At 40.4% G+C, this 23,489-nt stretch carries 23 protein-coding genes and 1 tRNA gene; 10 read left to right on the top strand and 14 right to left on the bottom strand.

Features of this window, described 5'->3' with window-relative positions; genetic code table 11:
- Window positions 1–11 precede the first annotated feature (11 nt).
- The 4 genes from GBI16_RS09860 (at window position 12) to GBI16_RS09845 (ending at window position 2,869) form a co-directional block, all read left to right on the top strand.
- Window positions 12–833, top strand: coding sequence for an SDR family NAD(P)-dependent oxidoreductase (locus GBI16_RS09860; RefSeq protein WP_228146957.1), 822 nt, complete (start codon window positions 12–14; stop codon window positions 831–833).
- Window positions 834–1,093: 260 nt separating this feature from the next.
- Window positions 1,094–1,780: a Smr/MutS family protein gene (locus tag GBI16_RS09855; RefSeq protein WP_086208014.1), complete on the top strand. Its 687-nt coding sequence runs from the start codon at window positions 1,094–1,096 to the stop codon at window positions 1,778–1,780.
- Between the two features lie 93 nt (window positions 1,781–1,873).
- Entirely contained in the window at window positions 1,874–2,422 is a 549-nt protein-coding gene (gene folE, locus GBI16_RS09850; RefSeq protein WP_171264403.1) for a GTP cyclohydrolase I FolE, read from the top strand.
- Window positions 2,423–2,509: 87 nt separating this feature from the next.
- Window positions 2,510–2,869, top strand: a complete 360-nt coding sequence (locus GBI16_RS09845) for a cupin domain-containing protein (RefSeq protein WP_086208016.1) — start codon at window positions 2,510–2,512, stop codon at window positions 2,867–2,869.
- A gap of 55 nt (window positions 2,870–2,924) precedes the next feature.
- Here the strand turns inward: GBI16_RS09845 and GBI16_RS09840 are convergent, their stop codons facing one another.
- The 5 genes from GBI16_RS09840 to hemE all read right to left on the bottom strand — a co-directional run bounded on the left by GBI16_RS09840 (window position 2,925) and on the right by hemE (window position 8,972).
- Window positions 2,925–4,301 (bottom strand): diguanylate cyclase, encoded by a 1,377-nt coding sequence (locus GBI16_RS09840; RefSeq protein WP_086208017.1) that lies wholly within the window; start codon window positions 4,299–4,301, stop codon window positions 2,925–2,927.
- Window positions 4,302–4,495: 194 nt separating this feature from the next.
- Complete coding sequence (locus GBI16_RS09835) at window positions 4,496–6,379, bottom strand: DUF4105 domain-containing protein (protein ID WP_151707004.1); 1,884 nt, start codon at window positions 6,377–6,379, stop codon at window positions 4,496–4,498.
- A 68-nt stretch (window positions 6,380–6,447) separates the two neighbouring features.
- The gene (locus GBI16_RS09830) at window positions 6,448–6,918 is read right to left on the bottom strand and encodes a DUF3015 family protein (RefSeq protein ID WP_110974490.1); all 471 of its coding nucleotides are present in this window, start codon (window positions 6,916–6,918) and stop codon (window positions 6,448–6,450) included.
- 149 nt (window positions 6,919–7,067) lie between these two features.
- A complete protein-coding gene (locus GBI16_RS09825; protein ID WP_171264404.1) occupies window positions 7,068–7,865 on the bottom strand; it encodes a DUF817 family protein in 798 nt (265 codons plus the stop codon).
- A gap of 36 nt (window positions 7,866–7,901) precedes the next feature.
- Window positions 7,902–8,972 carry a uroporphyrinogen decarboxylase gene (gene hemE / locus GBI16_RS09820; protein WP_119063122.1) on the bottom strand — a complete coding sequence of 357 codons (1,071 nt, stop codon included), beginning with the start codon at window positions 8,970–8,972 and terminating at the stop codon, window positions 7,902–7,904.
- Between the two features lie 202 nt (window positions 8,973–9,174).
- On the opposite strand from hemE, the gene GBI16_RS09815 reads away from it, so the two are divergent.
- The 3 genes from GBI16_RS09815 (at window position 9,175) to GBI16_RS09805 (ending at window position 12,369) form a co-directional block, all read left to right on the top strand.
- Entirely contained in the window at window positions 9,175–10,416 is a 1,242-nt protein-coding gene (locus GBI16_RS09815; RefSeq protein ID WP_086208022.1) for a L,D-transpeptidase, read from the top strand.
- Between the two features lie 83 nt (window positions 10,417–10,499).
- Entirely contained in the window at window positions 10,500–11,561 is a 1,062-nt protein-coding gene (locus GBI16_RS09810; protein ID WP_228146958.1) for a hypothetical protein, read from the top strand.
- Between the two features lie 112 nt (window positions 11,562–11,673).
- Window positions 11,674–12,369 carry a pirin-like bicupin family protein gene (locus tag GBI16_RS09805; protein WP_086208024.1) on the top strand — a complete coding sequence of 232 codons (696 nt, stop codon included), beginning with the start codon at window positions 11,674–11,676 and terminating at the stop codon, window positions 12,367–12,369.
- Between the two features lie 77 nt (window positions 12,370–12,446).
- On the opposite strand, the gene GBI16_RS09800 is transcribed toward GBI16_RS09805, so the two are convergent.
- From GBI16_RS09800 to GBI16_RS09790, 3 genes are all read right to left on the bottom strand, one after another.
- A complete protein-coding gene (locus GBI16_RS09800; protein WP_151707003.1) occupies window positions 12,447–12,800 on the bottom strand; it encodes a DUF1304 domain-containing protein in 354 nt (117 codons plus the stop codon).
- Window positions 12,801–12,868: 68 nt separating this feature from the next.
- The gene (locus tag GBI16_RS09795) at window positions 12,869–13,846 is read right to left on the bottom strand and encodes a zinc-binding dehydrogenase (RefSeq protein ID WP_110974486.1); all 978 of its coding nucleotides are present in this window, start codon (window positions 13,844–13,846) and stop codon (window positions 12,869–12,871) included.
- Window positions 13,847–13,850: 4 nt separating this feature from the next.
- The gene (locus GBI16_RS09790) at window positions 13,851–14,483 is read right to left on the bottom strand and encodes a TetR/AcrR family transcriptional regulator (protein ID WP_086208027.1); all 633 of its coding nucleotides are present in this window, start codon (window positions 14,481–14,483) and stop codon (window positions 13,851–13,853) included.
- Between the two features lie 171 nt (window positions 14,484–14,654).
- Here GBI16_RS09790 and GBI16_RS09785 point away from each other — a divergent pair, with 171 nt between their 5' ends.
- A complete protein-coding gene (locus tag GBI16_RS09785; RefSeq protein WP_086208251.1) occupies window positions 14,655–15,803 on the top strand; it encodes a DUF1624 domain-containing protein in 1,149 nt (382 codons plus the stop codon).
- A gap of 184 nt (window positions 15,804–15,987) precedes the next feature.
- On the opposite strand, the gene GBI16_RS09780 is transcribed toward GBI16_RS09785, so the two are convergent.
- From GBI16_RS09780 to greB, 4 genes are all read right to left on the bottom strand, one after another.
- Window positions 15,988–16,893 carry a DMT family transporter gene (locus GBI16_RS09780; protein ID WP_151707002.1) on the bottom strand — a complete coding sequence of 302 codons (906 nt, stop codon included), beginning with the start codon at window positions 16,891–16,893 and terminating at the stop codon, window positions 15,988–15,990.
- Complete coding sequence (locus tag GBI16_RS09775) at window positions 16,890–17,468, bottom strand: TetR/AcrR family transcriptional regulator (protein WP_086208029.1); 579 nt, start codon at window positions 17,466–17,468, stop codon at window positions 16,890–16,892. Before GBI16_RS09775 ends, GBI16_RS09780 begins: the two co-directional genes overlap by 4 nt.
- Window positions 17,469–18,377: 909 nt before the next feature.
- A tRNA-Ser gene (locus tag GBI16_RS09770) sits at window positions 18,378–18,467 on the bottom strand.
- Between the two features lie 89 nt (window positions 18,468–18,556).
- Window positions 18,557–19,051, bottom strand: a complete 495-nt coding sequence (gene greB / locus GBI16_RS09765) for a transcription elongation factor GreB (protein ID WP_086208030.1) — start codon at window positions 19,049–19,051, stop codon at window positions 18,557–18,559.
- Between the two features lie 365 nt (window positions 19,052–19,416).
- Between greB and GBI16_RS09760 the strand changes: the two genes are divergently transcribed.
- Entirely contained in the window at window positions 19,417–20,529 is a 1,113-nt protein-coding gene (locus GBI16_RS09760; RefSeq protein WP_151707001.1) for a transglycosylase SLT domain-containing protein, read from the top strand.
- Between the two features lie 78 nt (window positions 20,530–20,607).
- On the opposite strand, the gene GBI16_RS09755 is transcribed toward GBI16_RS09760, so the two are convergent.
- Window positions 20,608–20,991 carry an SCP2 sterol-binding domain-containing protein gene (locus GBI16_RS09755; RefSeq protein ID WP_086208032.1) on the bottom strand — a complete coding sequence of 128 codons (384 nt, stop codon included), beginning with the start codon at window positions 20,989–20,991 and terminating at the stop codon, window positions 20,608–20,610.
- A gap of 227 nt (window positions 20,992–21,218) precedes the next feature.
- Window positions 21,219–22,142, bottom strand: a complete 924-nt coding sequence (ttcA, locus tag GBI16_RS09750; RefSeq protein ID WP_086208033.1) for a tRNA 2-thiocytidine(32) synthetase TtcA — start codon at window positions 22,140–22,142, stop codon at window positions 21,219–21,221.
- A gap of 501 nt (window positions 22,143–22,643) precedes the next feature.
- Between ttcA and GBI16_RS09745 the strand changes: the two genes are divergently transcribed.
- Window positions 22,644–23,489: lytic transglycosylase domain-containing protein (locus tag GBI16_RS09745; RefSeq protein WP_151707000.1), on the top strand; the 846-nt coding region annotated here is incomplete at its 3' end.

The raw sequence follows: 23,489 nt of genomic DNA, 5'->3' as shown, positions 1-23,489 counted from the left end.
AGGAGATTGAAATGAAAAAGAATATGAAAACAGCATGGGTTACTGGCGGCAGTAGTGGTATCGGTCTTGAACTCAGCAAACGCTTACTTCAAGATCGCTATCAAGTATGTATTTTTGCTCATACAGGGATTGAAGAAGCGGTTATTGACTTACAAAAACGCTCACCTGCTGTATGTGGATTTGAAATTGATGTACAAAATGAAAATACCCTACAGGCAAAATTTGCAGAAGCCGTTACTGCCTTTGGTCCGCCTGATCTACTGATTAACTCAGCTGGAATCGTGGTTGCCAAATCCTTTGAAGACATGAGTGCTGAGGAGTTTTTACGTCAGATCAACATCAACCTTGTCGGGAGCCGAAACGTAGCCCATGCTGCATTAGCATATCTCAAGCAAGCCGTTCAACAAGGTAAACACCCTAAACTGGTGTTTATTGCCTCTGCTGCAGGTTTAGTTGGTTGCTATGGCTATACAGGCTACTGCTCTTCTAAATTTGGGGTGGTTGGCTTGGCTGAAGTATTGCGTATGGAACTTCGCAGTCAAAATATTGATGTCGCTGTAGTCTGTCCACCAGAAGTGGATACGCCGCTCGTGGCAGAGGAACGTAAAAATGGTTCTCCAATTACAGCAGCCTTAAAGCAACTCGGAGGTAGCATGCCCGTTGAAAAAGCCTGCGCAGAAATTTACGATGGAATTTTATCTTCTCAATTTATGATCATCCCTGGCACTCAAGCCCGTATACTTGCAAAAATTTCACGTGTTTTGCCTGATGTATATCGTGGTCAAATTGATAAAAAACTCGATAAAATCATCAGTCGCTTACACGCAAGCTAAGTTGCCCCCACTTAAAGTATAAGCAATACGCCAAACTTGAATCTACGTCATGTGTTGAGCCCTATCGGGACAACATTGACTTAGGTTTAATGATTTTCAGCCTCTAATAAAAGCGATACTTAATCTTATGTTTTTAAAATAACCTATCATTTTCCCTTCAATTGATTACTATTCCCTATAAGTGCAATTCAGTTCAAATCATTGCAAATTCAGACTATAATTACTGCCTCATTCCTTATTTTGCGTATTTTTCTGACCCTATGAGCAAACATGATTCATCGCTTTCTAAAGAGCAGTTTAATTTACTGAAAGACTTTAAAAAGCAGATCACCAACCCGCATTCGACTGCCATCAAACAGTCTGAAGCCAAAGCTCAAGTCGCTCAAGCTGAGCCAGAAGATGATTTCGCGTTGTTTCAAAAACAAATGCACGGTGTCCAGAAAATGGAGACTGCAAATATTGCCAAAATAGAAAAAAATCCAAAGAAAAAAATGGATGCACAAACTTTAGCTAAACGTGCGGCAGCCGAAGGTCCAATGCAAACTGATGCAACTGAGCTGTCCGATACTCAAGCGATGCTCAACCCTGTAGCGAGCCAAGCAGCGCTCAGTTATCGTATTGCTACGCTACAACATAAAGTATTTGAAGACTTAAAAGCAGGTAACATCCGCTGGTTTGAAGCTGTTGATTTGCATGGTTGTACCGTTGAAGAAGCACGTGTGGCTGTCTTGCAAATTATTCAAATGGCGAAAGATGAAAATCAAAATGTGATTAAAATTGTACATGGTAAAGGTCCAGAAGCCATTTTAAAAACCTATGTGAATGGCTGGCTACGCCAACACCGTGATGTCCTCGCTTTTGTAAGCGCTCCAGAAAAACAAGGTGGTACTGGTGCTGTTTTAGTCTTACTTAAACGCAGCGAGAAAAATCCAAAGTTTAAACAGTAATCGGATTTTAGTCCAAAACAAGGCATTGCAATAGTTTTCTGCTACAATGCCGTCCTTGTTCAATATCAGTGTAAGTGAACACGTCTTATGTCTATGCAGCAATCCTACGCTAACATTCTAACTGCCGTTGGTGAAGACCTAAATCGTCCAGGTCTCCTCGATACGCCTATGCGTGCTGCTAAAGCTTTTTCGTATTTAACGTCTGGTTATAGCAAAAGCTTAGAAGAAGTGACCAACAATGCGGTTTTCCCATCGGACAACCGTGAAATGGTATTGGTTAAAAATATCGAATTTTATTCATTGTGCGAACATCATTTACTACCGTTCTATGGTCGCGTACATATTGCGTATTTGCCTGAAGGCCATGTACTTGGTTTGTCTAAATTTGCACGTATTACCGAAATGTTTGCACGTCGCCTACAGATCCAAGAAAACCTCACCCAACAAATTGCAGAAGCAGTTGCAGAAGTGACAGGTGCACGTGGTGTTGCTGTTATGATTGACTCAGCTCATATGTGCATGATGATGCGTGGTGTTGGTAAGCAAGAATCGACGACTCGTACGGTTTCTTTTATTGGCGACTTTAAAACCAATAAAGAAGAACGTCGCGAGTTTTTAAGTGCGGTTCCTGAAAGTTATTAATCTCTGCGGTATTCAGCCTCAACAGATGTTGGGGCTTTTTTATGCAAAACTTATCGCATGATTCTTTTTTGTTTAGAGAAATGAACAATGTCAGTAATTTGGTTAGCAGGTCATGGTTTAACCCAAGGCGAACACAGTATTGATTTTCCACGTCCAGACCGTTTAGTGCAAGGAAATCCTGAACGCCAAACCTACAGCCTATATGAACATCCGCATATGGCTTGCGGAATTTGGCATTGTGAAGTTGGGGCATGGAATATTCACTTTGCAGACAATAAACAAGAATTCTTTCAAGTCATGGAGGGATGTGTCCGTATTCATGATGCCCACACACAAAACGTCATTGAAGTAAAAGCAGGACAGGCAGGCATTATTCCACCAAGTTTTATTGGCACATTTGAAGTCGTTGAAGCTGTCAAAAAATACTATGTAATTGTTGAGGTATAAGTGCCTCAAGAAACGACTTAGAATTGTTTTGTGTTCTGAGTTTTTAGCCTATACCTTAAACACTCAAAAGTTTTTCACTTACATGAATACAGTTACGGCCATTATTTTTAGCCGTATACAGTGCTGCGTCAGCGGTGTCTAAAAAGCGCTGATAATCAGGATGACCATTATAAATGGTGCAACCAATACTCACCGTAAAGCTAAAGCTTTGTCCTAAAGGCGTTCGAATGGATGTCTCTTGAATACGGCTACGAATCGTTTCAGCAACATCCGAAGCCCTTTGGAGATTACTGTCAACCAAAAGTAATAAAAACTCTTCACCGCCAACTCGGAAAGCGTAGTCACTCCCCTTCGCCACATCCAACAAGACTTCAGCAATAAAACGTAAGGCCAAATCCCCTGCCGTATGGCCATATTTATCATTAATCCCTTTAAAATAATCTGCATCAATCGCCAGCAAACTTAAAGGTGCATCATTTCTACGAGCAAAATTAATTTCACGAGATACAATTGTACTTAAATAACGGCGATTAAGAAGCTGAGTCAGAGAGTCATTACCTGAGTCTATATATTCAGTCACTTGAAACAGTTGATCGACCAAGTGCTGAATCTGTCGGTTCATTTCACGAATGTCTTGAATACGCTCGATCTTTTGTGTTTGATCCTGGCAGTCAAGTACATGTAAATTCAGTGCATCTACTTGCTGAATCAAACCAATAATAGTCTCAACCTGTTCTGCACCTGTGAACGCATACGCGGCCTTATGCACAAACCACAAACCAAACTCAGACTTGGACAAAGCAATATGCTGTAACTGCGGATGCTCGGAAAAAACCTTGAACATCAACTCATTTTCCCAATCGAGTAAAATACTGCGCTGCTTATCTTTTTGCACGGCTACATCTTGCATTGCAGAAAATAAACGGTAGCTATGTTTTACTTCATGGCTCTGTTCGGTATTTGCCTCATAAGATCTACACATAATTTCAGTGGCAAAACCCATAATTTGCAGCATATAACTGAGCATTTGATGACTGTTTTTGAGCTGAAGTTCATCTAGTAGTTGCAAAATCTTGATTTCAATCTCACGAATACCACGCATGATCAACCATGAAGGAATGCCTACCCGCGCATGTACCTGTCCCACTTTTTGTTGTTTTTCGACTGCAGTAAAATAAGCTTGATTCAAAGCTACATCAAAGCTTTCAATCAACCATTGGTTTAAACTGTTTTTTAAGCGTTGTTGAATAATGTCATCTTTAAAGAAATCAGCCGCTTCAGGCTCCAAAACAATATTGCGATAAAATTCATTGACCAATACAAATGAATGCTGCTGTATGAAATTTTGCGCTTTAATGTGATCATTCACTGAATAATGTTGGCAAATTTTACCCCACTGCTCGGCCAACTTAGCCATGCATTCATCATTCATAAAGCCTACCTATTTATATATTTTGAGAATCGCTCGAAATTTATGTGATTAATATAACAAATTTTAATGCATATTTTCATCATCAAGGTAAGCTTTCAAGGTCTTATAAAAATCAAACACTGATATTTGTGTGTTTTAACAGCGATTCTAGACATAAAAAAGCTCCATTCGTGGAGCTCTAAAACTAAGTCGTACTAAAAAAAACGGATATAACTCAGCCCAGTCTGATCCCAATCTTTGCCTTTTTGCTGTTGATACTGCCAATGAATCCGTAATGCATTTTGCTGATTCAATACATATTGCAGTTGAGTGTTCAGTCTGACTTGCCATTGATGACTATCTTCCCAATATGGCAATTCTACTTGTACCAAACTATTGACATGTTCAGTCCAAATGTTCTGACAGCCCAATGTTGGTCCAATCCCCATTCGCCAATCACGCTCTAGCGCTTGACCAACTTGAATCCGGTTTTGCAATTGGACATAACATAAATGCTTGCGATCTTGGTCTGCTACACTATAACCAAACTGACTGGATAGATTGAATACACCGTGTTGATCCTGCTCACTAAATTCACCATTTCGCTCCAATGATTCTTGCTGCCATCCCACATTAAAGCCCCAACTTAAAGGGGTTTTAAATGCAGTTAATGGGCTATAAGCATTCACTTCTAACAAATTTAACTCTTGTAATTTCAGTCGGTCATCACGGTACTCTAGGCTACCTGCGAGGAACTTAAGCTGTGTGCCTAAACGAAAACCGCCTTGTGGGTCGATCAAATCATGATAGGCCTGACGATGACTCAGTTGGAAGTACGAGTCTCCCTGTAACTTACCTCCCTCCAGTTGCAAAGTCCGTGCATGATGTCCTTTGACAGGATCTACTTTGGGAGTTTCAACCGCTTTTCGCTGTTTTTCCAAATCAATTTGACTACGCAAACCCAATAATTCTCGAATGCGGGGCTGAGCCTCTTCTGCTGTAACTTTTTGCGCAATCAATTGTAAATATAGATGATCGTAAGCCATCTCTAAAATACGCGCTTGATCAGCCAAAGAATACTGATTTAAAAATGTTGGCATTTGAGCAGGTGTTAATTGCACAATATGATTTGCAGCCACAGCCAAGCTCTGTCCATGTTGTTTAGCCTGTGCGAGTAATTGAGTTTCTAAGGCAGGACGGTAAGCACTTTCTGCAATTAAATCATTGTCATCCACAGCCTTAATGGTCTCAACTGGAATGGCTGCGGTTTTAAATTGCTGTTGTAAATTGATATCTGGACGAACCAAATCAATTAAACCCAGTAAACGATAAGCACAATTGTCACTGATAAAGTAGTAAGGAAATTGCACATGTTTGAGCTCCCAAATATGCTCAACCATGGTTTTGGTTTCTTCAGGAGTCAGGGCTAACTCGTACTCCCACAGATCACGGCTTTCCAAATCACCATATTCTTTCACTTTTCGGTAGTACGGCATGAGCGAATACTCACCCGGATACTGCCCAGTTAATCCCTTCCACGCAAAAGAAAAACTGTCGCTATTGGCCACTGTCGCTGCGTAATTTACCGCATAAGAGACTAAGTTTAGTTGTTTTTGGTCTTTAGGATCGAGCCTTAACAAAGTATGTCCAAACATCGAACTGGGATTACCCATAAAGTCTGTGGCATAAATTAAAGTCGCCTTATACGGCTTAATTTGCCCAATCCATTCATCCAGTTCAGGACAGGATGCTTTAGGAAATTGATTCAGTGCAATATCAAGTTGTCTTATGAGCCATTTTGAACGTGCAGGAAAGCGACACTGAATGGATTCATTCGCGGCGGCCTGTGTAAAAAGTGCCACAATATTTGCATCAAGTTCTTGCTTGAGTTGGGTTTGTCCGTGTTCGCTATAGAAGAATGGGCGATAGGTCACTTCACTATTTCCCGAAGTATTCGCATACATCAAACGTTGCCAAGTCACATTTGAGGCAAGCTCAAGCTGATGGGCTTTTTCAATATAAAACTCTGCTGAGCGGGGTGCTTGAGCAAAGATCGTGGTGCTAAACAGCGCACTGGAAAAGAGGAGAAGCGATTTCATGCAGAGTTGAGTCTTCTTCTTTTTAGATATGAAAAACCCTGCCTTAAAGACAGGGTCTTATAGTGCAATTAAACGTATGCTTTTAATACGCTATCTGTTGCCATAACGGCTTGTAAAGATGCTAACACTTGAAGTGCATCTTGGTTTTCAGCCGAATAGATTTTTGCGAAGTTTTGTTTAGATACTTCAAAGAAACGCGCTTTATCTTCAGACTGAATATTGAGCAGTTCAGCCAGTACATTTAGACTTTCACCCTCACCGACTGCCATATCGCGTGCCAAAGACTCTGCATTTTCATTGGTAAATGTTACTGCCTGAGCAGTCACCGTACCTGTACCGCTACAACCTAAAGTACCAAAGGTGATACCGAAAAGTTGGTTAGCAAAAAGACCGTTTGTGGTACCCGCTAAAATTTTAGCGACTTTGCCAGACTGCCCTTCCCAAATTTGTGAACCAATACCACAACCTACATCTTTATCTGCAAATGCAGCGGTAGAACCAACGGCCAAAACTGCAGCCAATGCCATTTTTTTCAACATAAGGTTTCTCCAGACTCGATTATCTCCGAGTATTTTTATTGTTCCTATTGTTTGTGTATATTTTGAGCTACACACTTGTAAGATAGCTGTAACAAGCGCATAACGCAAAACAATTTACACTAAAGTAAAACAGACATTAAATCTCAATTTTAACGGTGTAGCGCCCAGTTGCCACGCAGGTCTCGTTTCCCTAAAATTTTTAGCACCAAAACAAGACTCAAGAGTAGCAATAAATACCAAGAGCCTAATTTACCCCAACCCACCATATGCCATGCATCGACTTGACTTGGGTACAACCAAATTTGGTAAAACGTACTGATATTTTCCGCAATCCAAATCATGAAAGCCAACAAGAGCAGTACAGGTAACATCGGCAGTTGAAAACGATGCTGCTGTAACTCAAAGCCAATCTTGGTTTTCCAAAACAGCACTACACTCCATGCAAATAATAGATAACGAATATCTGGAATAAAAAACTTGGACATAAAGTTGATATAAGACAACACAGCCAATATCAACATGGAGGAAAAACGAGGCAAGTATTCAAAAGAAACATGATAAAGACGTAATGAGCGCGCAAAAAAACTGCCCACAGCCGAATACATAAAACCTGCAAACAACGGTACGGTGAGAATCTTAAACACGGCGGGATGTGGATACTGCCATGATGCAATCTGCGGATGGGTCAAAAAAATTTCCATCAGCATTGCCATCACGTGAAATAGCGCAATCACTTTGGCTTCGGCCCAAGACTCAAGTTTTAAATACAGTAAACATACCTGAATCAGCACCGCATAGAACAATAAATAGTCATAACGGAAAAAACCCCAATATTCCTGATTTGCCATACTTGCTGTGAATGCGAAAGCCAACAACAACAATATCCCAAATAAGGCAGCCGAAGCTGCCTTAGATGAGAACTCAAAACATGATTTTAAAATTGTGATCACGTATGAATCCTAATTAAATTGATCCAGTGAAACTTAGAGATATTTAGCGCTATATTCATGCACGGTATCGACAAAGGCTTTCGGATTAATTGGATCAACCCACTGGGTAATGCCGTGACCTAAGTTTGCAACATAACCCGTTTTCTCACCATCTGCATAAGCATCATCTAGCATGGCTTTGGTCGCTTTCACGATGGTCTCATGCGAACCATATAAAGTAGCAGGGTCTAAGTTACCTTGCAGTGCCGCACGACCCGCCACCGTTTGGCGAGCCACATTTAATGGCGTTGTCCAGTCCAGACCAAAAGCATCAGCCCCTGTTGCCACCATCGGTTCTAACCACTGACCACCGCCTTTCGTGAATAAAATCACAGGTACTTTACGTCCTTCATTTTCACGTTTTAGACCAGCAACAATTTTTTGCATGTATTTTAAAGAAAATTCTAAATATTCACGGTGTGCTAGTGCCCCACCCCAACTGTCAAAAATCTGTACAGCTTGAGCACCTGCATCAATTTGCGCATTCAAATAGTCAATTACCGCATCTGCTAAACGATCGAGCAGTGCATGTAAAACTTCGGGTTGCGCATACATCATTTGCTTAGTGAAACGGAAATCTTTACTCGAACCACCTTCCACCATATAGGTTGCCAAAGTCCAAGGACTGCCCGAAAAACCAATTAATGGCACTTGACCGCCTAGTGCTGAACGAATCGTCTTGACCGCATTCATGACATAATCAAGATCTGATCCAGCATTAAACTGAGGTAAATTCGCCACATCTTGTTCAGTGCGAACCGTTTTATGAAATTTAGGTCCTTCACCCGCTTCAAAATAAAGCCCCAAACCCAAAGCATCGGGTACAGTTAAAATATCTGAAAATAAAATAGCTGCATCAAGCTCATAACGACGTAAAGGCTGTAGCGTCACTTCGCAGGCAAATTCAGTATTTTTGCATAATGAGAGGAAATCACCTGCTTGAGCACGGGTCTCACGATATTCTGGTAAATAACGTCCTGCTTGACGCATCATCCAGACGGGTGTGGTATCTACAGGTTCACGTAATAAAGCACGTAGAAAACGATCATTTTTAAGGGTCGTCATTTACTTTCCCATCTCAATTAAATTTGCTCACCATCATAACAAAAAGGTCGAATTTTTAATAACTTCTCATCACACTAAAATTAGATCCAGTTGATGCTTAAAACAGATATTTACACAAAACAAATACTGCATCTCTATCTTTTTTCTGTAATACTTGGCTGGTTTTTACTTTGTAAATGAATAATTCTTAAGGTTGAATTACATGTTCGTTCGCACAATACTCGCGATGAGTTTAAGTTGCATTCTTGCTGGTACAGCGTTTGCTGCATCTACTACTGAACAACCCTTGACGCCAAAAAAGATCATTGATACTTCAGTCCAAGATCCCATTGATCCTTTAGCAACAGATGTCGCTTCAGCTTCTACTGCGGTTGCAAACACTCAAATTACAGCAAAAGAACAAGCAGACTTAAACCAAGCTTCACAAACTTTAGACCAACTTGAACAGTCTGAAGATAAAACTGCTGACGTTGGCGCTGCACCAAGCAAAACAACGACTGCACCGACAACAAGCCCGACGAATCCTGCTGCTGCAAAAGCATCGTGGACTTTAAATGGTTTAAACAGTGCAGATTGGTATGACAATATTGGTAAAGGTCAATTTCCTGTTTATGCACGTGCTCACGTCATGCTCAACAATGCACATGCATCTCCAGGTGCAATTGATGGCATGAGCGGTAAAAATACCCTTAAAGCAATTGCCTCTTTCCAACAAATGAGTGGCTTAAAAGCAACGGGTACGCTCACCAAAGAAACTTGGGATGCGTTACTTGCTAGTCAAGGGTCTAAACCTGCATTTATTGAATACACTATCACCGATGCAGACCTGAAAGGGCCTTATGCAGCGTCAATTCCACACGATTATGCCTTACAGTCAAAAATGAAAGGTTTGTATTACACGCGTGTGACTGAAATGTTCGGTGAAAAGTTCCACATGGATGAAGACTTTTTGAAAAAGTTGAATCCAAAAGCAACTTTCAAAAAAGCAGGCGAAAAAATTATTGTTGCCAACATTCGTAATGAAGTGCCAGAAGATATTCACTTGATTGTTGCGCACAAAGGCGCAAAACAGCTGTATTTATTTAACAGCCGCAACCAAATGATCGGTTCATTCCCTGCAACCATCGGTAGCTCGGACACGCCATCACCAGCAGGTACCTATAAAGTTACAGGTGTTGCACCAAATCCATGGTATAGCTACTCACCAAGCAACTTTGTTCAAGGTAAAAACTTAAAACCTCTTTCTTTACCACCAGGTCCAAATGGCCCAGTAGGGAATATCTGGATTGGTTTAAGTAAAAAATCATTTGGTATTCATGGTACGCCAAACCCATCGGCCATTTCCAAGACAGCTTCACACGGTTGTATTCGTTTGACCAACTGGGATGCGAACGATCTAGGTAAAAAAGTGAAGCCAGGTGTAACGGTTAAATTCTTAGAATAATTGGTTTTCTAAAGTATTTACGCTATAAAAGGTGTTCTCAAGAGAACACCTTTTTTATCAATCATAACAACATAAAAATGACGATGAACACTTTAAAAAGAATAATGCCTTTGGCTTGCTTACTGTCACTTTCGACACCGACTTTTGCTGAATTAGATGAGGAAATCGTGACCAGCGTGGATGCTTCTGCTTATGCGGTGGAATCTGACAACCCATTTGACAGTCTGGAGGATCAGGAAAAAATCCGTCATCCCCAATACATTCCAGAGCAAGATAGTCTCAGAGAGCCACTTTTGAATACACGCTATTATGTCATCGCAGGCAAATCTCCGATTCACTATTACGCGATTCGAACAGGGCAAAAGCCTAAACTGTTTTATTTAAACCAGCCGCACTCAGCCATATTCGCTATTGGCGATGCTTATGCGGAAAATCGAGAAAAAATTACTCTACAACCACAGCTCAAACACACCGTCAAAGACCATGAGCTATTTGCAATTATGCCAACAGACAAATACATTGCTCTGATCTTTCGTACCCGCTATGCCTATACCTCTGCGGAATTAAAAGCCAATGCAGAGATAAACTCTATCTATGCCAACAATCGCTACCGATACAGCTACGAAATTATTGAAATCGACACGAATGGTCAACAGCTCCACCGCGTGCAATTCGTGGCTCCTGTTATTGAAGATGGAATGAGTTTTGGCCCCAAATGGGATAAAGATTTATCAGATTACAATAACGCAATACTGGAATACAGCACCAAGTCCCCAGGTGACTATCAAACCGTACATCCTTATAATATTGAAACCCGCTATGAGTACAAACAAGGTCAATTAAAGCACTTTGAACAGAAAATTCTACTCACCGCCAGTGATAAAGTATTCTTAAAAAACCCACCCAATTCTATTAATTACGAAAATTATCTCGACGATCAAGATACAGCCTTCTACGTTGAAAGCAGTACTTGCCTTGATGATTATTTTGTTTTTAAAGATAAAGCGGCCCCACTCGGTGTGAAATGGGGAAATAATTGGATGCAAGCCCAACCGAAGCTACATCAACAATTTTTAGCTGAATATGCGCAAGGCAAAAACTACATTTGGAAAGATTTTCGCGAACAGTATTGTGATCTAAATTAAGACAGAGCTATCATTTCAATATTGAAACGCAACATTGCAAATTCACCATTTCATCAACAAATATAAAACACTAAAATTACGCCATAGATTAAAAATAAGATTGGAGTTCAAAATGGATGCTTTCATTCATCGTAGCCAAGACCGTGGTCATGTCAATATTGGTTGGCTAGAGTCTAAACACAGCTTTTCATTTGGCAGTTGGTATAATCCGAAATACATGGGCGTCAGTGCTCTACGTGTTATCAACGATGACCTCATTGCAGCACATCAAGGTTTTGGACAACACCCTCATGACAATATGGAAATCTTAACCTGCGTACTCAAAGGCACGATTACCCATAAAGACAGCATGGGCAACCATGGCGGTATTTCTGCGGGGGAATGGCAACTGATGAGTGCAGGTACTGGCGTACAACACAGTGAGATGAATCAAGGTGATGAGCAAGTGCATTTACTACAAATTTGGATCATTCCAAATGAACGAGATGCAGCCCCAAATTATCAACAGATTCGTCTTGATCCGCATGAGCAACCCAACCAATGGCATCTGATTTGTGGTCCAAACGACAATGCACCAATGCATATTCGTCAAGATGCAGAAGTGAAAACGGCTGTACTTGAAAAAGATCAGACCCTTTCGATTAAAGCCACACAACATGTTAACTATGTACATGTGATTTCTGGCTCAATCCAAGTGGCTGAACATACAATCCATGCAGGTGATGCGATTGCATTTATAGATGTTACTGAAATCAAAGCACTGGACGATGCTCAGGTCATTTGGTTTGACTTACCTGAAGTAAAATAACTAGCCACACATCAAAAAAGCCAACATCTTCACGTTGGCTTTTCCATGTGTATCCAATAAGTGACTACTCAATCAACTTAAAGAAAATTCACTGTAAGCAGTGCCAAAATGGCAGGAACTGCCTGAATGTAAATAATTTTCTTACTAGCGGTTAGTCCACCATAAATTCCCGCAACCAAAACACAGCCTAAAAAGAAGTTCGCCAAAGCAAGTGCATAGCTTTCAGGTGCGCATAATGACCAAAATAGACCTGCAGCCAGAAAACCATTATATAAGCCTTGATTTTGAGCCATAACTTTCGTTAACTGCGCTTTTTCAGGGCTATTGCCAAAAGCTTTTAAGCCATAGGGCTTATCCCATAAAAACATCTCTAAAACTAAAATATACACATGCAACAGTGCAATTAAGCCAATTAGAACTTGTCCCACCATACGCTTTATCCTTTATTTTTATGAATGATAGATAGATCAACAACTTCGCTGATCTAGGTCAAAAATGATTAAGGTTTCAAAAGTACTTTACCCTGACGCGCACCTTGCGTCGCTTTTAGGGCAGCATCTTTGATTTGTGTAAAACTAAACACCCCTTCTACAGGTAATAACAGTTTTTTCTGGGCAGCTAAAGTCAATAACTCAACAATTAAGGCTTTTTTACGCTCAGAAGATAACTCTTTGTTCACCACGCTTGCCCAGAAGCCTTTGACGGTCGCTTGTTTAAAAATTAAATCTCCCGAAGAAATCTGCATCACTTCTCCCGACATGCTACCGAAAGACACCAAGAGACTATTTTCACTCAGTAGAGCCAACATTTCACCACTGGCTTTTCCACCAATCGAGTCCACCCCTACCATCAGGGGCTGATTTGCATGAATAGCTTTGACTTGTGCTTTCCAATCAGCTTGGTCTGTTGCCACGACATTTTGAATGCCCAAAGCATGCATTTCAGCCACAGCCTCAGTACGTCGTACCAAATGAATTACCTTTTGACCACGTGCTGCTGCAATCATTGCCACAGTTTTCCCTACGGCACCATTGGCGGTGTTTTGAATCATCCATTGATCTGTTTTTAAGTCAACAAATTCAAGCAGCATCAAGGCACTAATCGGCATGCCAATCAACTGAGCTGCCGTTTCATCCTCAATTGCATCCGTTAAAGGGACAATGCCATGTGCTGGTGCAATAAAATACTCCGCCCAACTACCATGAACCGCCGCAACTGCCACACGCTGACCCAATGATACACCTTGCACACCCTCACCAAGTGCATCAACCACACCAACAGCTTCACTACCACCAATCGCGGGTAGTGCTGGCTTATAGCCATAACTACCACGCACTGTCCACACGTCATGATTATGCATAGGTGATAAAATCATTTTAATACGCACTTCACCTGCTTTTGGCTCAGGCATTGGCATATCTGCTGCTTCCAATACGTCGACAGGCTCACCAAAATGATGATGTATAATACTTTGCATCTATTTATTCCTTGATGGGTTGTAAGAGTTGTTGAGTAGTTTCCATAGCCAAATAAAGGGGCTGCTTATCTTGTGCAAGTCTTGCCAATAAAGCTGCGCCCAACCACAGCTGATACATCGTCTGAGCCATCTTTTCAGCATCAATATGCGATGGAATTGAACCGTCTTGTTGCCCTGCTTTGATTAGACCTGATATGCGTTCTGTTAACTTACGTACCCCGAAGTTCAAAATCCGACGCATATCTTCAGATAAATCTGAGACTTCTGCTGCCAATTTGACGATCAGACAGTTCTGCGCCCATCCCCCATCGCTATGATGTTCAACATTACTTTCAATATGAGATGGGTTATCAATCCATGCCTGCCAAAGCGCAACCAAACGAGCATAAGCACATCCTTGCTCTTGCTGCATCAGTTGGTCAATTTTGACTTTATAGTCAGCAAGGTACTGTTCCAGAAGCGCACAGCCAAATGCCTCTTTTGAAGCAAAGTAATAATAAAATGAACCTTTCGGCACATCACAGTTTTTGAGAATTTCCTGTAAGCCTACGCCAACAAAACCTTTCTGTAATACCAGTTCGAAACTGCTATTTAAAATATGTTGTCGTGTCGCTTCACTTTTGTCTGATCGTTTCATGTCCACACTATAAATCAATAATAGACCAGTCGTCTATAAAAAATAATAGAAAAATTTTCGTTCTAAATAATCCATTTAGTTCATACATATAAGTTTTAATGATGATATTTAAGTTACAAAGAATTAAAACAAATGTTACATTATACCATAACAACATTTTTAACTTTATTTATGTCTACACCTTCACAACGTTTACAAGCCATTGATGCCCTCAGAGGACTCGTCATTTTGATCATGATGGTCGATCATGTCCGAGAAACTTTTTATCTCCATCAACAAGTCCCCGACCCGATGCTAATCCCTGGCACTGAAGAACCCCTGTTCTTTAGCCGAATTTTGGCCCACTTATGTGCTCCTGTTTTTGTGGTCTTAACGGGTCTATCGGCTTATCTCTATCAAGCAAAAAACAACAGCGTTCAAATGACTCGCGAATTTTTACTCAAGCGTGGACTCTTCTTGATTTTTCTCGAACTGATTGTGATTAATTTCGCTTGGACAGGACAGTTCCCGCCCGATGTCATCTATTTACAGGTAATTTGGGCTATCGGTTTAAGTATGGTGGCCTTGGCGGGCTTAATTGGCTTGTCGCAAAAATGGCTTTGGGGTATTAGTCTTAGCATTATTTTTGGACATAATTTACTCGATCAAGTGTCATTTCCACATCTGCCTATCGTACAGAACCTTTGGTTTATTTTGCATGAACGCGGTTGGATTGAGTTTGGAGATCTAATTCGTTTTAGAACCTCTTACCCTGTACTCCCTTGGGTTGGCGTGATTACTTTGGGTTATTGTATCGGCTATAGCGTATTTAATACGACTCAAGACATCACAAAAAGAAATCAAACCCTCTTGTTCTTCGGACTTGGCAGTGTTGCTTTATTTATCGTTTTAAGAATGCTCAATATCTATGGCGATCAAGCATGGTCAATCATGCCGACCAGTATTGAAACGATTATGAGTTTTTTAAATCTGACCAAGTATCCGCCATCGCTACTGTTTATTTTATGGAATGTCGGACTCGGCTTAGTCCTGTTGGTGTTACTTCAAAAAGTTGAAAGTAAACCTTGGATCAAGCCCTTGATTGTATTTGGTTCCGTACCCATGTTCTTTTATATCGTCCATTTATATGCACTTAAAGCCCTCTATCTCATTGCGGTCGCACTATTTGGCAAAACTCATGGTGAATATTTTGGTGTCGATCACGTTTCTACCCTTTGGCTGATCTCAATTATTTTGACTGTGGCACTTTATCCTTTGATGTTGAAATTCTCTGCTTTTAAACATAAAAACAAGCATATCCGTATTTTGAAATATCTATAATTATGGATAAAGCATCATAAAATTTACCGTACACATCTTGATGCTTAGCTCAACTAAGCATCAATGGGTATCGGCTTTTCCAACACCCAGCTAAAATGTTTTATACACCAGTAAATTTCTGAAGCTAAAAATTTACAATAGCATGACTGAGTGCTGTTCTTTGTTTCAGGCTGCTTCAAAAAACTTACTTTGCTTTGCTCAGCAGTGCTAAGCAAATCGAAATTAGTAACATCCCGAACCAGCCAATTGGTGCAATTTGCTCTCCCACCAACAGGATTGCCAATACCGCAGCCACCAAAGGCTCAAATAAAGTTAAGGTAATGGCTTTACTGGCAGGCACGGTTTTTAAACCATAACCAAACAAGACATAACCCAAAAACATCGGAATAAGCATCATATAACCAACGACATACAGGTTGATGTTTTCTTCAAACAAGTTTGAGCCTGTCATCCATAAAGTGGGAATTAATAATAAAGCACCGAGTCCAAAAATCATTCCCATAGTGGCTTTTGCATCTAATCCTTGGTCAATCATTCTTTTTGCAGCCCAAGAATATAAAGCATAAGTTAAGCCTGCCACTCCACCCAAGCCGATACCCAATATCTGTCTATGTTGAGATAAGCCTTCTGTATTTGCTGTAGTATGCGACTCTCCCAAAGACAACAATACCACCCCCGTTACCCCCAAAACAAAACTCACCAACCACGCCATGGAAAGTGGTTTTCTGTCAAACACCCGTTCTAAAAGCGCAGTAAATAATGGTGCTGTGCCAATCGAAACCACTGTGCCAATAGTGATCCCCGCATAGTGCATCGACGAATAAAAAGCCAGAGGATAAACAAACACGGAAATCACACCAACACTAAGCATCACACTATTGGCTTTGATGTGTGGCAGATGGCTGATGATACTTTTACGTGCTAACAGTGCTTGTAATAAACCACCACCACCCATCGCGGCAGCCCCAATTGTCAGCGGACTCAAATGAGGTGCAAAGGATGCCACCGTCCCTGTAGTTCCCCACAAAAAAGCGGCTAGAAGAACCGCAATGAAACCATAATTTGGAACAGCAGAAATAGACTGACTCACGCTATGATCTCTCGCGCTAAAATCGTTTTTACCATTTGCGTTGCAGCTAAAACTTTTTCACTGGAACTCTCAAGCCCCGCACGAGCAATTGAACCTTCGAGTAAAAAAGACAGCATCAAAGCAATTTGCTGTACTCGCTCTGGCTCTTCAATCAACAGCGCCAGTTGTGTGGAGATAATCTTTTCAATTTCATCTTTATGCTGCTTCACCGCCAAACGCTCAGCACTGTGTGCAGGAAACTCGGCCGCAGCATTCAACAAACCACATCCGCGGAAACCCTTCTCATAGGCAAATTCAGCATGATCTTGGTAGGCTTCAAAAACCGCAATAATTTTATCCACTGGTGTATGTGCATCACGGTTTCGCACAGCGTACAGCTCTAGCCATTCTTGATGCCGCGCTTCAATATAAGAACTGATCAAATCCGACTTGGTCGGGAAATTATTATATAAAGACATTTTGGCAACTTTCGCTTTGTCCGTAATGGTATTAATGCCAGTATTTGTAATGCCATCGTTATAAAACAAAATTGCAGCTGCATCTAAAATTTTCTGTTTTGCTGTTTTGGTATTCATAATGCTTTATATAGGTAGACCGATATACCTAATTTACAAGATGTGAAAAAATATGCAAGTGAGTTAAGTAAATAAGTTCGTTACTAGAAAACTCATCCTTGCTATATAAATCATCTGATAAATACTGATTCAACCCTACACTTGCAACACAAATACGCTCGAACCTGAAATTTAGCAGGCTACTAATCGTTGGTTATGCGTATACGTAAGCTCGAATCAAATGAGGGATATGTGATTTGGTTGCATACTCATAAGTACTATGCTAAATCACAAAGTCAACATGGTTAAAATCGCAATGATCCAGACACAATGACCTAATGTTATTTGGGAATTGAATTTTTATTTCGCCTATCTGTAGATATAATCACTGGCTATATTCAGGATTTCTAAAGCCTGCGGTTTTTCAAGCCTTTGTTAAAAAGCCTAAACAGATAAATACTGGGCTTAGCTATCTAAAAAATAGTGCCTAGCTTCATCTACTCATTTACAATGATTGGTTTGAAAATTCTAGCAATGTATATCGAAACATAAGAAAAACTAACCTACATATCTGCTGGGTATCTGACAGATGCAGCCAGCTCAGCTAGTAAAAATACAAAGATTCACTAAATCTAGTAGACTACATTACCAATGTCATTACTTAAACCTTAAGTCACTTAGCCAAACCTTAGCTCTTTGAAGGTTTATACAACAAAACCTTATATGATTAATATTGAAAGAATAATCTCAGTATTAATCAAACTTCAAGCACTTAAGAATAAGTTTGACCAAATAAATTATCCGTCCAGCATCGCTTTATATTGTTATTTCTAGTTTGGGCCAATCCAAAATTTGATATGAGGTAAGTTGAGGGGTAAAAGCACAGATAAAAAATAAGCCCTTGTTTTTACAAGGGCCTATTTAGATATTTGGCGGAAGCGGTGAGATTCGAACTCACGGAGGACTCACACCCTCGTCGGTTTTCAAGACCGGTGCATTAAACCGCTCTGCCACGCTTCCATGGGCGACATAATATAAACATTCGATCTACTTGGCAAATACTTTTCTTTAAAAACCGCACTAAGTGGCTAAAATTAAAACAAAATCATTTAGTTCTCTAAATTTTCACTGTTTTCATAACGAATCGCATTCACATACCAAAGTTTTTTGCCCGTTGGTGTCACGACTTCAACCTCATCATCAACTTGCTTGGACAGTAAAGCACGCGCCATAGGCGAATCGATTGAAATATGCTGTGGGTGATGATCATAAATTTCATCGACCCCTACAATCCGTAAAGTTTTTTGCTCACCCGCTTCATTTTCAATATCTACCCAAGCCCCAAAATAAATCTTGCCCGCTTGCTCTTCTGAAAAATCAATAATTCGCAACTCTTCAAGCCGTTTCCCTAAGTAACGAACACGTCGATCAATCTTTCGTAACAGCTGTTTGTTGTACTGATAATCTGCGTTCTCGCTACGGTCTCCGAGGCTTGCTGCCCAGTTTACTTTCTTGGTAATTTCAGGCCGTTCTTCATGCCAAAGGTGCTTTAATTCTGCCACTAATTTGTCGTGACCAACACGTGTAATTAAGTTTGATTTCATGATGAATGTCGTCTAAATCAGCTGGTTTATTTACAACAAAGATTTATTTTATCCCTTATTTCTTCACAACAAAAGTTTATAAAATAAATTCCCTAATTAAATTAAATCGTTATGTTACATTTTTTAAAAAAATATTGCACAAAATTTGACACTTTAGAATTTGCCCGATATTATGCGCACATCTTAAATTAGCTGCTTATTTTTTAATCTATGTAGTTTTTCTACATAGTTCCTTTAATCCCATGTCATTTTGAATGACGTCATGAATGCCCAACCCCTTATTGAATTTAGCAAACTTGAACTCGTTTTAAGGCATGGTTTTGCCTTTGCGTTCTGGGGCATAAATTACTTGTAGCGGAGACAACATGCACAGTAGTTCAACTTCTGGATCGAGGCTTTGCCTTAATTCATTAACTTTCTCTCTCCCGTTGAAAGCCCTTGCTTTAAGTACTCTGTTAATTCCTTTTCATAGTATTAATGCAAGTAAGACTTACCAATATGATAATGTCGTCAATCATAATAAATTGACTGTCGTTTCAGTGGAAAATCCAACGACCGTTTTTAAAGATGGTCAACATTTGCATGGTTTTGGTTATGACCTTGCACGTAACTATGCAGATAGCTTAAATGTAAAGCTAGACTTCAAAACGGTTCCTGATAATGCCACGGCACTCAAATGGGTCGCTCAAGGCAAAGTAAATTTTGCAATGACAACCGCCAGCGTTCAAACGATTGAACAAAAGCATTTGTCTACTTTTTCTGCAACTTGTGGTGATTTGAACGTTTTACGTAAAAATGGCCTCAATACTGAGCTGAATTGGGTGTTTAAACATGCGAATGATCCACTCACCCAAACAGCCAGCGGATTCGTATGTCAAAGTAAACAATCAGGTTCAATTGGTCAATTGGCCTCTTTTTACAACCGCAATGTCGTGAAGCCTGAAAACTGGAATACGATTCAACGTGATTTGCGTCAACGTATGCCGATCTATAAGGCCAGTTTTAAAAGCACAGCGCAAAAATACGACTTAGATTGGCACTTGTTAGCGGCCATTGGTTATCAAGAATCTTATCTTAAACCGAACTCTGTTTCTCCTACAGGTGTTCGTGGTTTGATGATGTTGACCAATAGCACGGCCAAAGCAATGGGCGTGAATAACCGTACCGACCCTGCACAAAGCATTCAAGGCGGTGCTAAGTACTACGACCAAATGCTGAGCCGCTATACCGATATTCCGTTCCCTGACCGCAACTGGTATGCACTAGTTGCCTACAATATGGGGCCAGGTGCGGTGAGCCAGATTCAAAAACGCATTCAAGCGCAAGGTAAAGACCCAAATAACTGGCTCAATCTTTATGCTTATTTAGAGCATAACCAAGCCAAAAATGGGCGCTACCGACAAGCGCTTCAGTATGTGACACGTATCCGTGCCTATCTTGAGCACATTAAAACCACGCCACAGTTGGTCAATATCTAAACTTTGAATACCCAGAATTGATCATCATCGCAAAAAAAAGCTTACCTTTTGAGGTAAGCTTTTTTTGTTTCAGAATACTTAAGCTGTTAGCTCAAGTACTTTCTTAAATAAATCTTTTTGCTCTTGGCTTGGCTTTGCCGTTTGCAATGCCATTAATTGGGACATATCACCCTGAACTTTTATTTTTCCTGTCATGAATGCTTGCATTGCTGCTGCCATATCAAACTCAAGGAAGACTTTACGTAAAGTTTCAGCGTCCATGTTCAAGGTTGTTTTCGCATTTGAAGACAAGCCTTTTTTAATTGCACCACCATCTAAAGATAATTCGGTATTACCCGCATTGTCAGCAACAACTAAGTTAATTGCAAGATTTGCAAGTGCAGGTGGAAGGTTTAGATTCCCCGCTTGAGCAGTTAATGTTTCTACGGTTGAAAACCAATCATCAGTTAAAAAAGCAGGCATGATGTTTCCTCAATTCTTTGTTCGTTGTGTGCTGCCTATCCAGACGGCATCATTGTGAAGCTAAATACGCTTGCAGATTGTTATAGCATGTATATCTTATATGTGCCTAAAGTTTTTTGTACGTACCGTTCATATTTTATATTTCTTATACAAAGTTTATCAAAATCATTCACATAAAAAAAACACCAATCAATGATTGGTGTTTTGCATTGGCTGAAATGACAAAATTAATCTGCCACAAAGCCAAGATTGACCATGTTAATCCGTTTGCTTTCAGGTTCATCTTCCGTTGAACAACTTTCACCCTTAAAGTCGAACTCTCGTTCACTGTCTAAGGCTTCAAAGTCAAACAACTCACGATCGGCCAATTGTGATGGGGATACATTTTGCAAGGCACCAAAAATACTGTGTAGGCGTTTTGGATGGGCCTTATCCCACTCTCGCAGCATGTCATTCAACATAGCGCGTTGCAGATTTTCCTGAGAACCACACAAGTTGCACGGAATAATTGGAAACTGACGCATTTCGGCATATTTGATGATGTCTTTTTCTTCCACATAGGCCAGTGGACGAATCAAGATATTCTTTTTATCAGAAGACAACAACTTGGGTGGCATCGCTTTCAAACTGCCACCATGGAACAAGTTTAAGAAGAACGTCGCCAAGATATCATCACGGTGATGTCCCAATGCTACTTTGGTTGCCCCTATTTCTTGTGCAAAGCCATATAGAGAACCACGGCGTAAACGTGAACACACTGCACAATAGGTCTTGCCCTCAGGCGTCAAGCGTTTGGTAATGCTATAGGTGTCTTTTTCTAAGATATAATAAGGAATATTATTTTCTTCTAAATAGCGCGGCAATACATCTTCTGGGAAACCAGGCTGCTTCTGGTCCAAATTCACCGCCACCACATCAAAATTGATCGGTGCAATGCGTTTAAACTGCAACATAATATCGAGTAAGGTGTAACTGTCCTTACCACCTGAAATGCAGACCATCACTTTATCGCCTTCTTCGATCATTTTAAAATCACGAATGGCATGACCCACCTGACGGCGTAGCTTTTTCAACAAACGATAATACGCAGAGCTAGTGGGTAGTTCTGGTTTAAAATTAAATCCCTGATCGGACTCAACTGGCGAGAACATAGACGAGTTAAACCTTAAAAAAAATACCGCGCAATTTTATCCGATTCGTCGTCATCTCGCACCTAAAGAATGTAAATTCTCATGAATTGTCATTGCTGTCATATTCATGTATTAAAATCGGTTTAACTTTGAACGATTGCGTTCATTTTCTGGCTGAACTGCTTATCTTTTGGACTTTTCCACATTTTTCCACAAAAGCTGTGGATAACTTTGTGGATTCTAGCAGGCTTGACAAGGTGTTCATCCCATACTTTAAGGCTTCTATTTAAATTGATCATTTTTTGATCAATTTATTTTTTGTTTAATTTCAATACCTTATCTTAGTCAAGCAATCCTCATTAAAAATAAATTAATTATTTTTTTTGATTACTCTCTCAGCAATTGGACTTGATTTTTACAAAGTCATAGATTTTTTGAACTTAAAATAGTTTCAGGCTGTTATTTTTTTGCTAAACTCAATTCTAGTCACTGAAAACGATTTTTTACGATTAATAATAGATAATGAAAAATAAGCTGCTTTTGACTCATTTTTATGTTTTGGGGTGTATGACGATTTCGTTCATGGCACTGAATTGTCACGCAGGTCAAACCATCTATCAACTCAAAGATTCGAACGGCACGACTTTGTTGACCAATAAACAAAGTCGTTATAACAATTTAAAAGTTGAAAAGAAAACCTATTATCCAGACAGCAACATCCACAGCTATAGCAATTGGGGAGCATCTGAATCCTCGGTATTACCCAGTTATAGTCGCAACAAAAATGCTTTTGACCACATTATTCGCCAAGCAGCGCAAACCCATGGTGTTTCAGAAGGCTTAATCAAAGCCGTGATGCATACAGAATCAGGCTTTAATGTGAATGCCCGCTCTCCTGTTGGTGCACAAGGCCTAATGCAACTGATGCCAGCAACTGCTCGTCGCTTCAATGTCTCAAATGCATACGATCCACAACAAAACATTAACGCTGGTGCGAAATACCTTGCGTGGTTGATGAAACGCTTTAATGGTAATACCAGCCTTGCCCTTGCAGGCTATAATGCGGGCGAAGGCAATGTGCAAAAGTATGGTGGCATTCCACCGTTTCGTGAAACACAAGACTACGTGAGACGTGTCAGCAGTCGATATAGCAATTTATATTCAGGCAGCTTAAATATCAGTTCAAATAGTCCAGCAAGCAATACTCAAGTCATTGCGCAATCTGCTAACTATAATGAAGACTCAGCCCCAAGCACACAGTTGAGCGTGAGTCGCACTGCGCCTGCACGCCAAATCATTCTAGCCTCTGATGGCAGTTATACTGATGCCCCAGGTTCCTATGCCACCACAAATGCAACCGCCTCCGCC

This window comes from Acinetobacter sp. TUM15064, assembly GCF_008980265.1.
GTDB lineage: Bacteria > Pseudomonadota > Gammaproteobacteria > Pseudomonadales > Moraxellaceae > Acinetobacter.
This window is presented reverse-complemented; position numbering and strand designations above follow the sequence as displayed.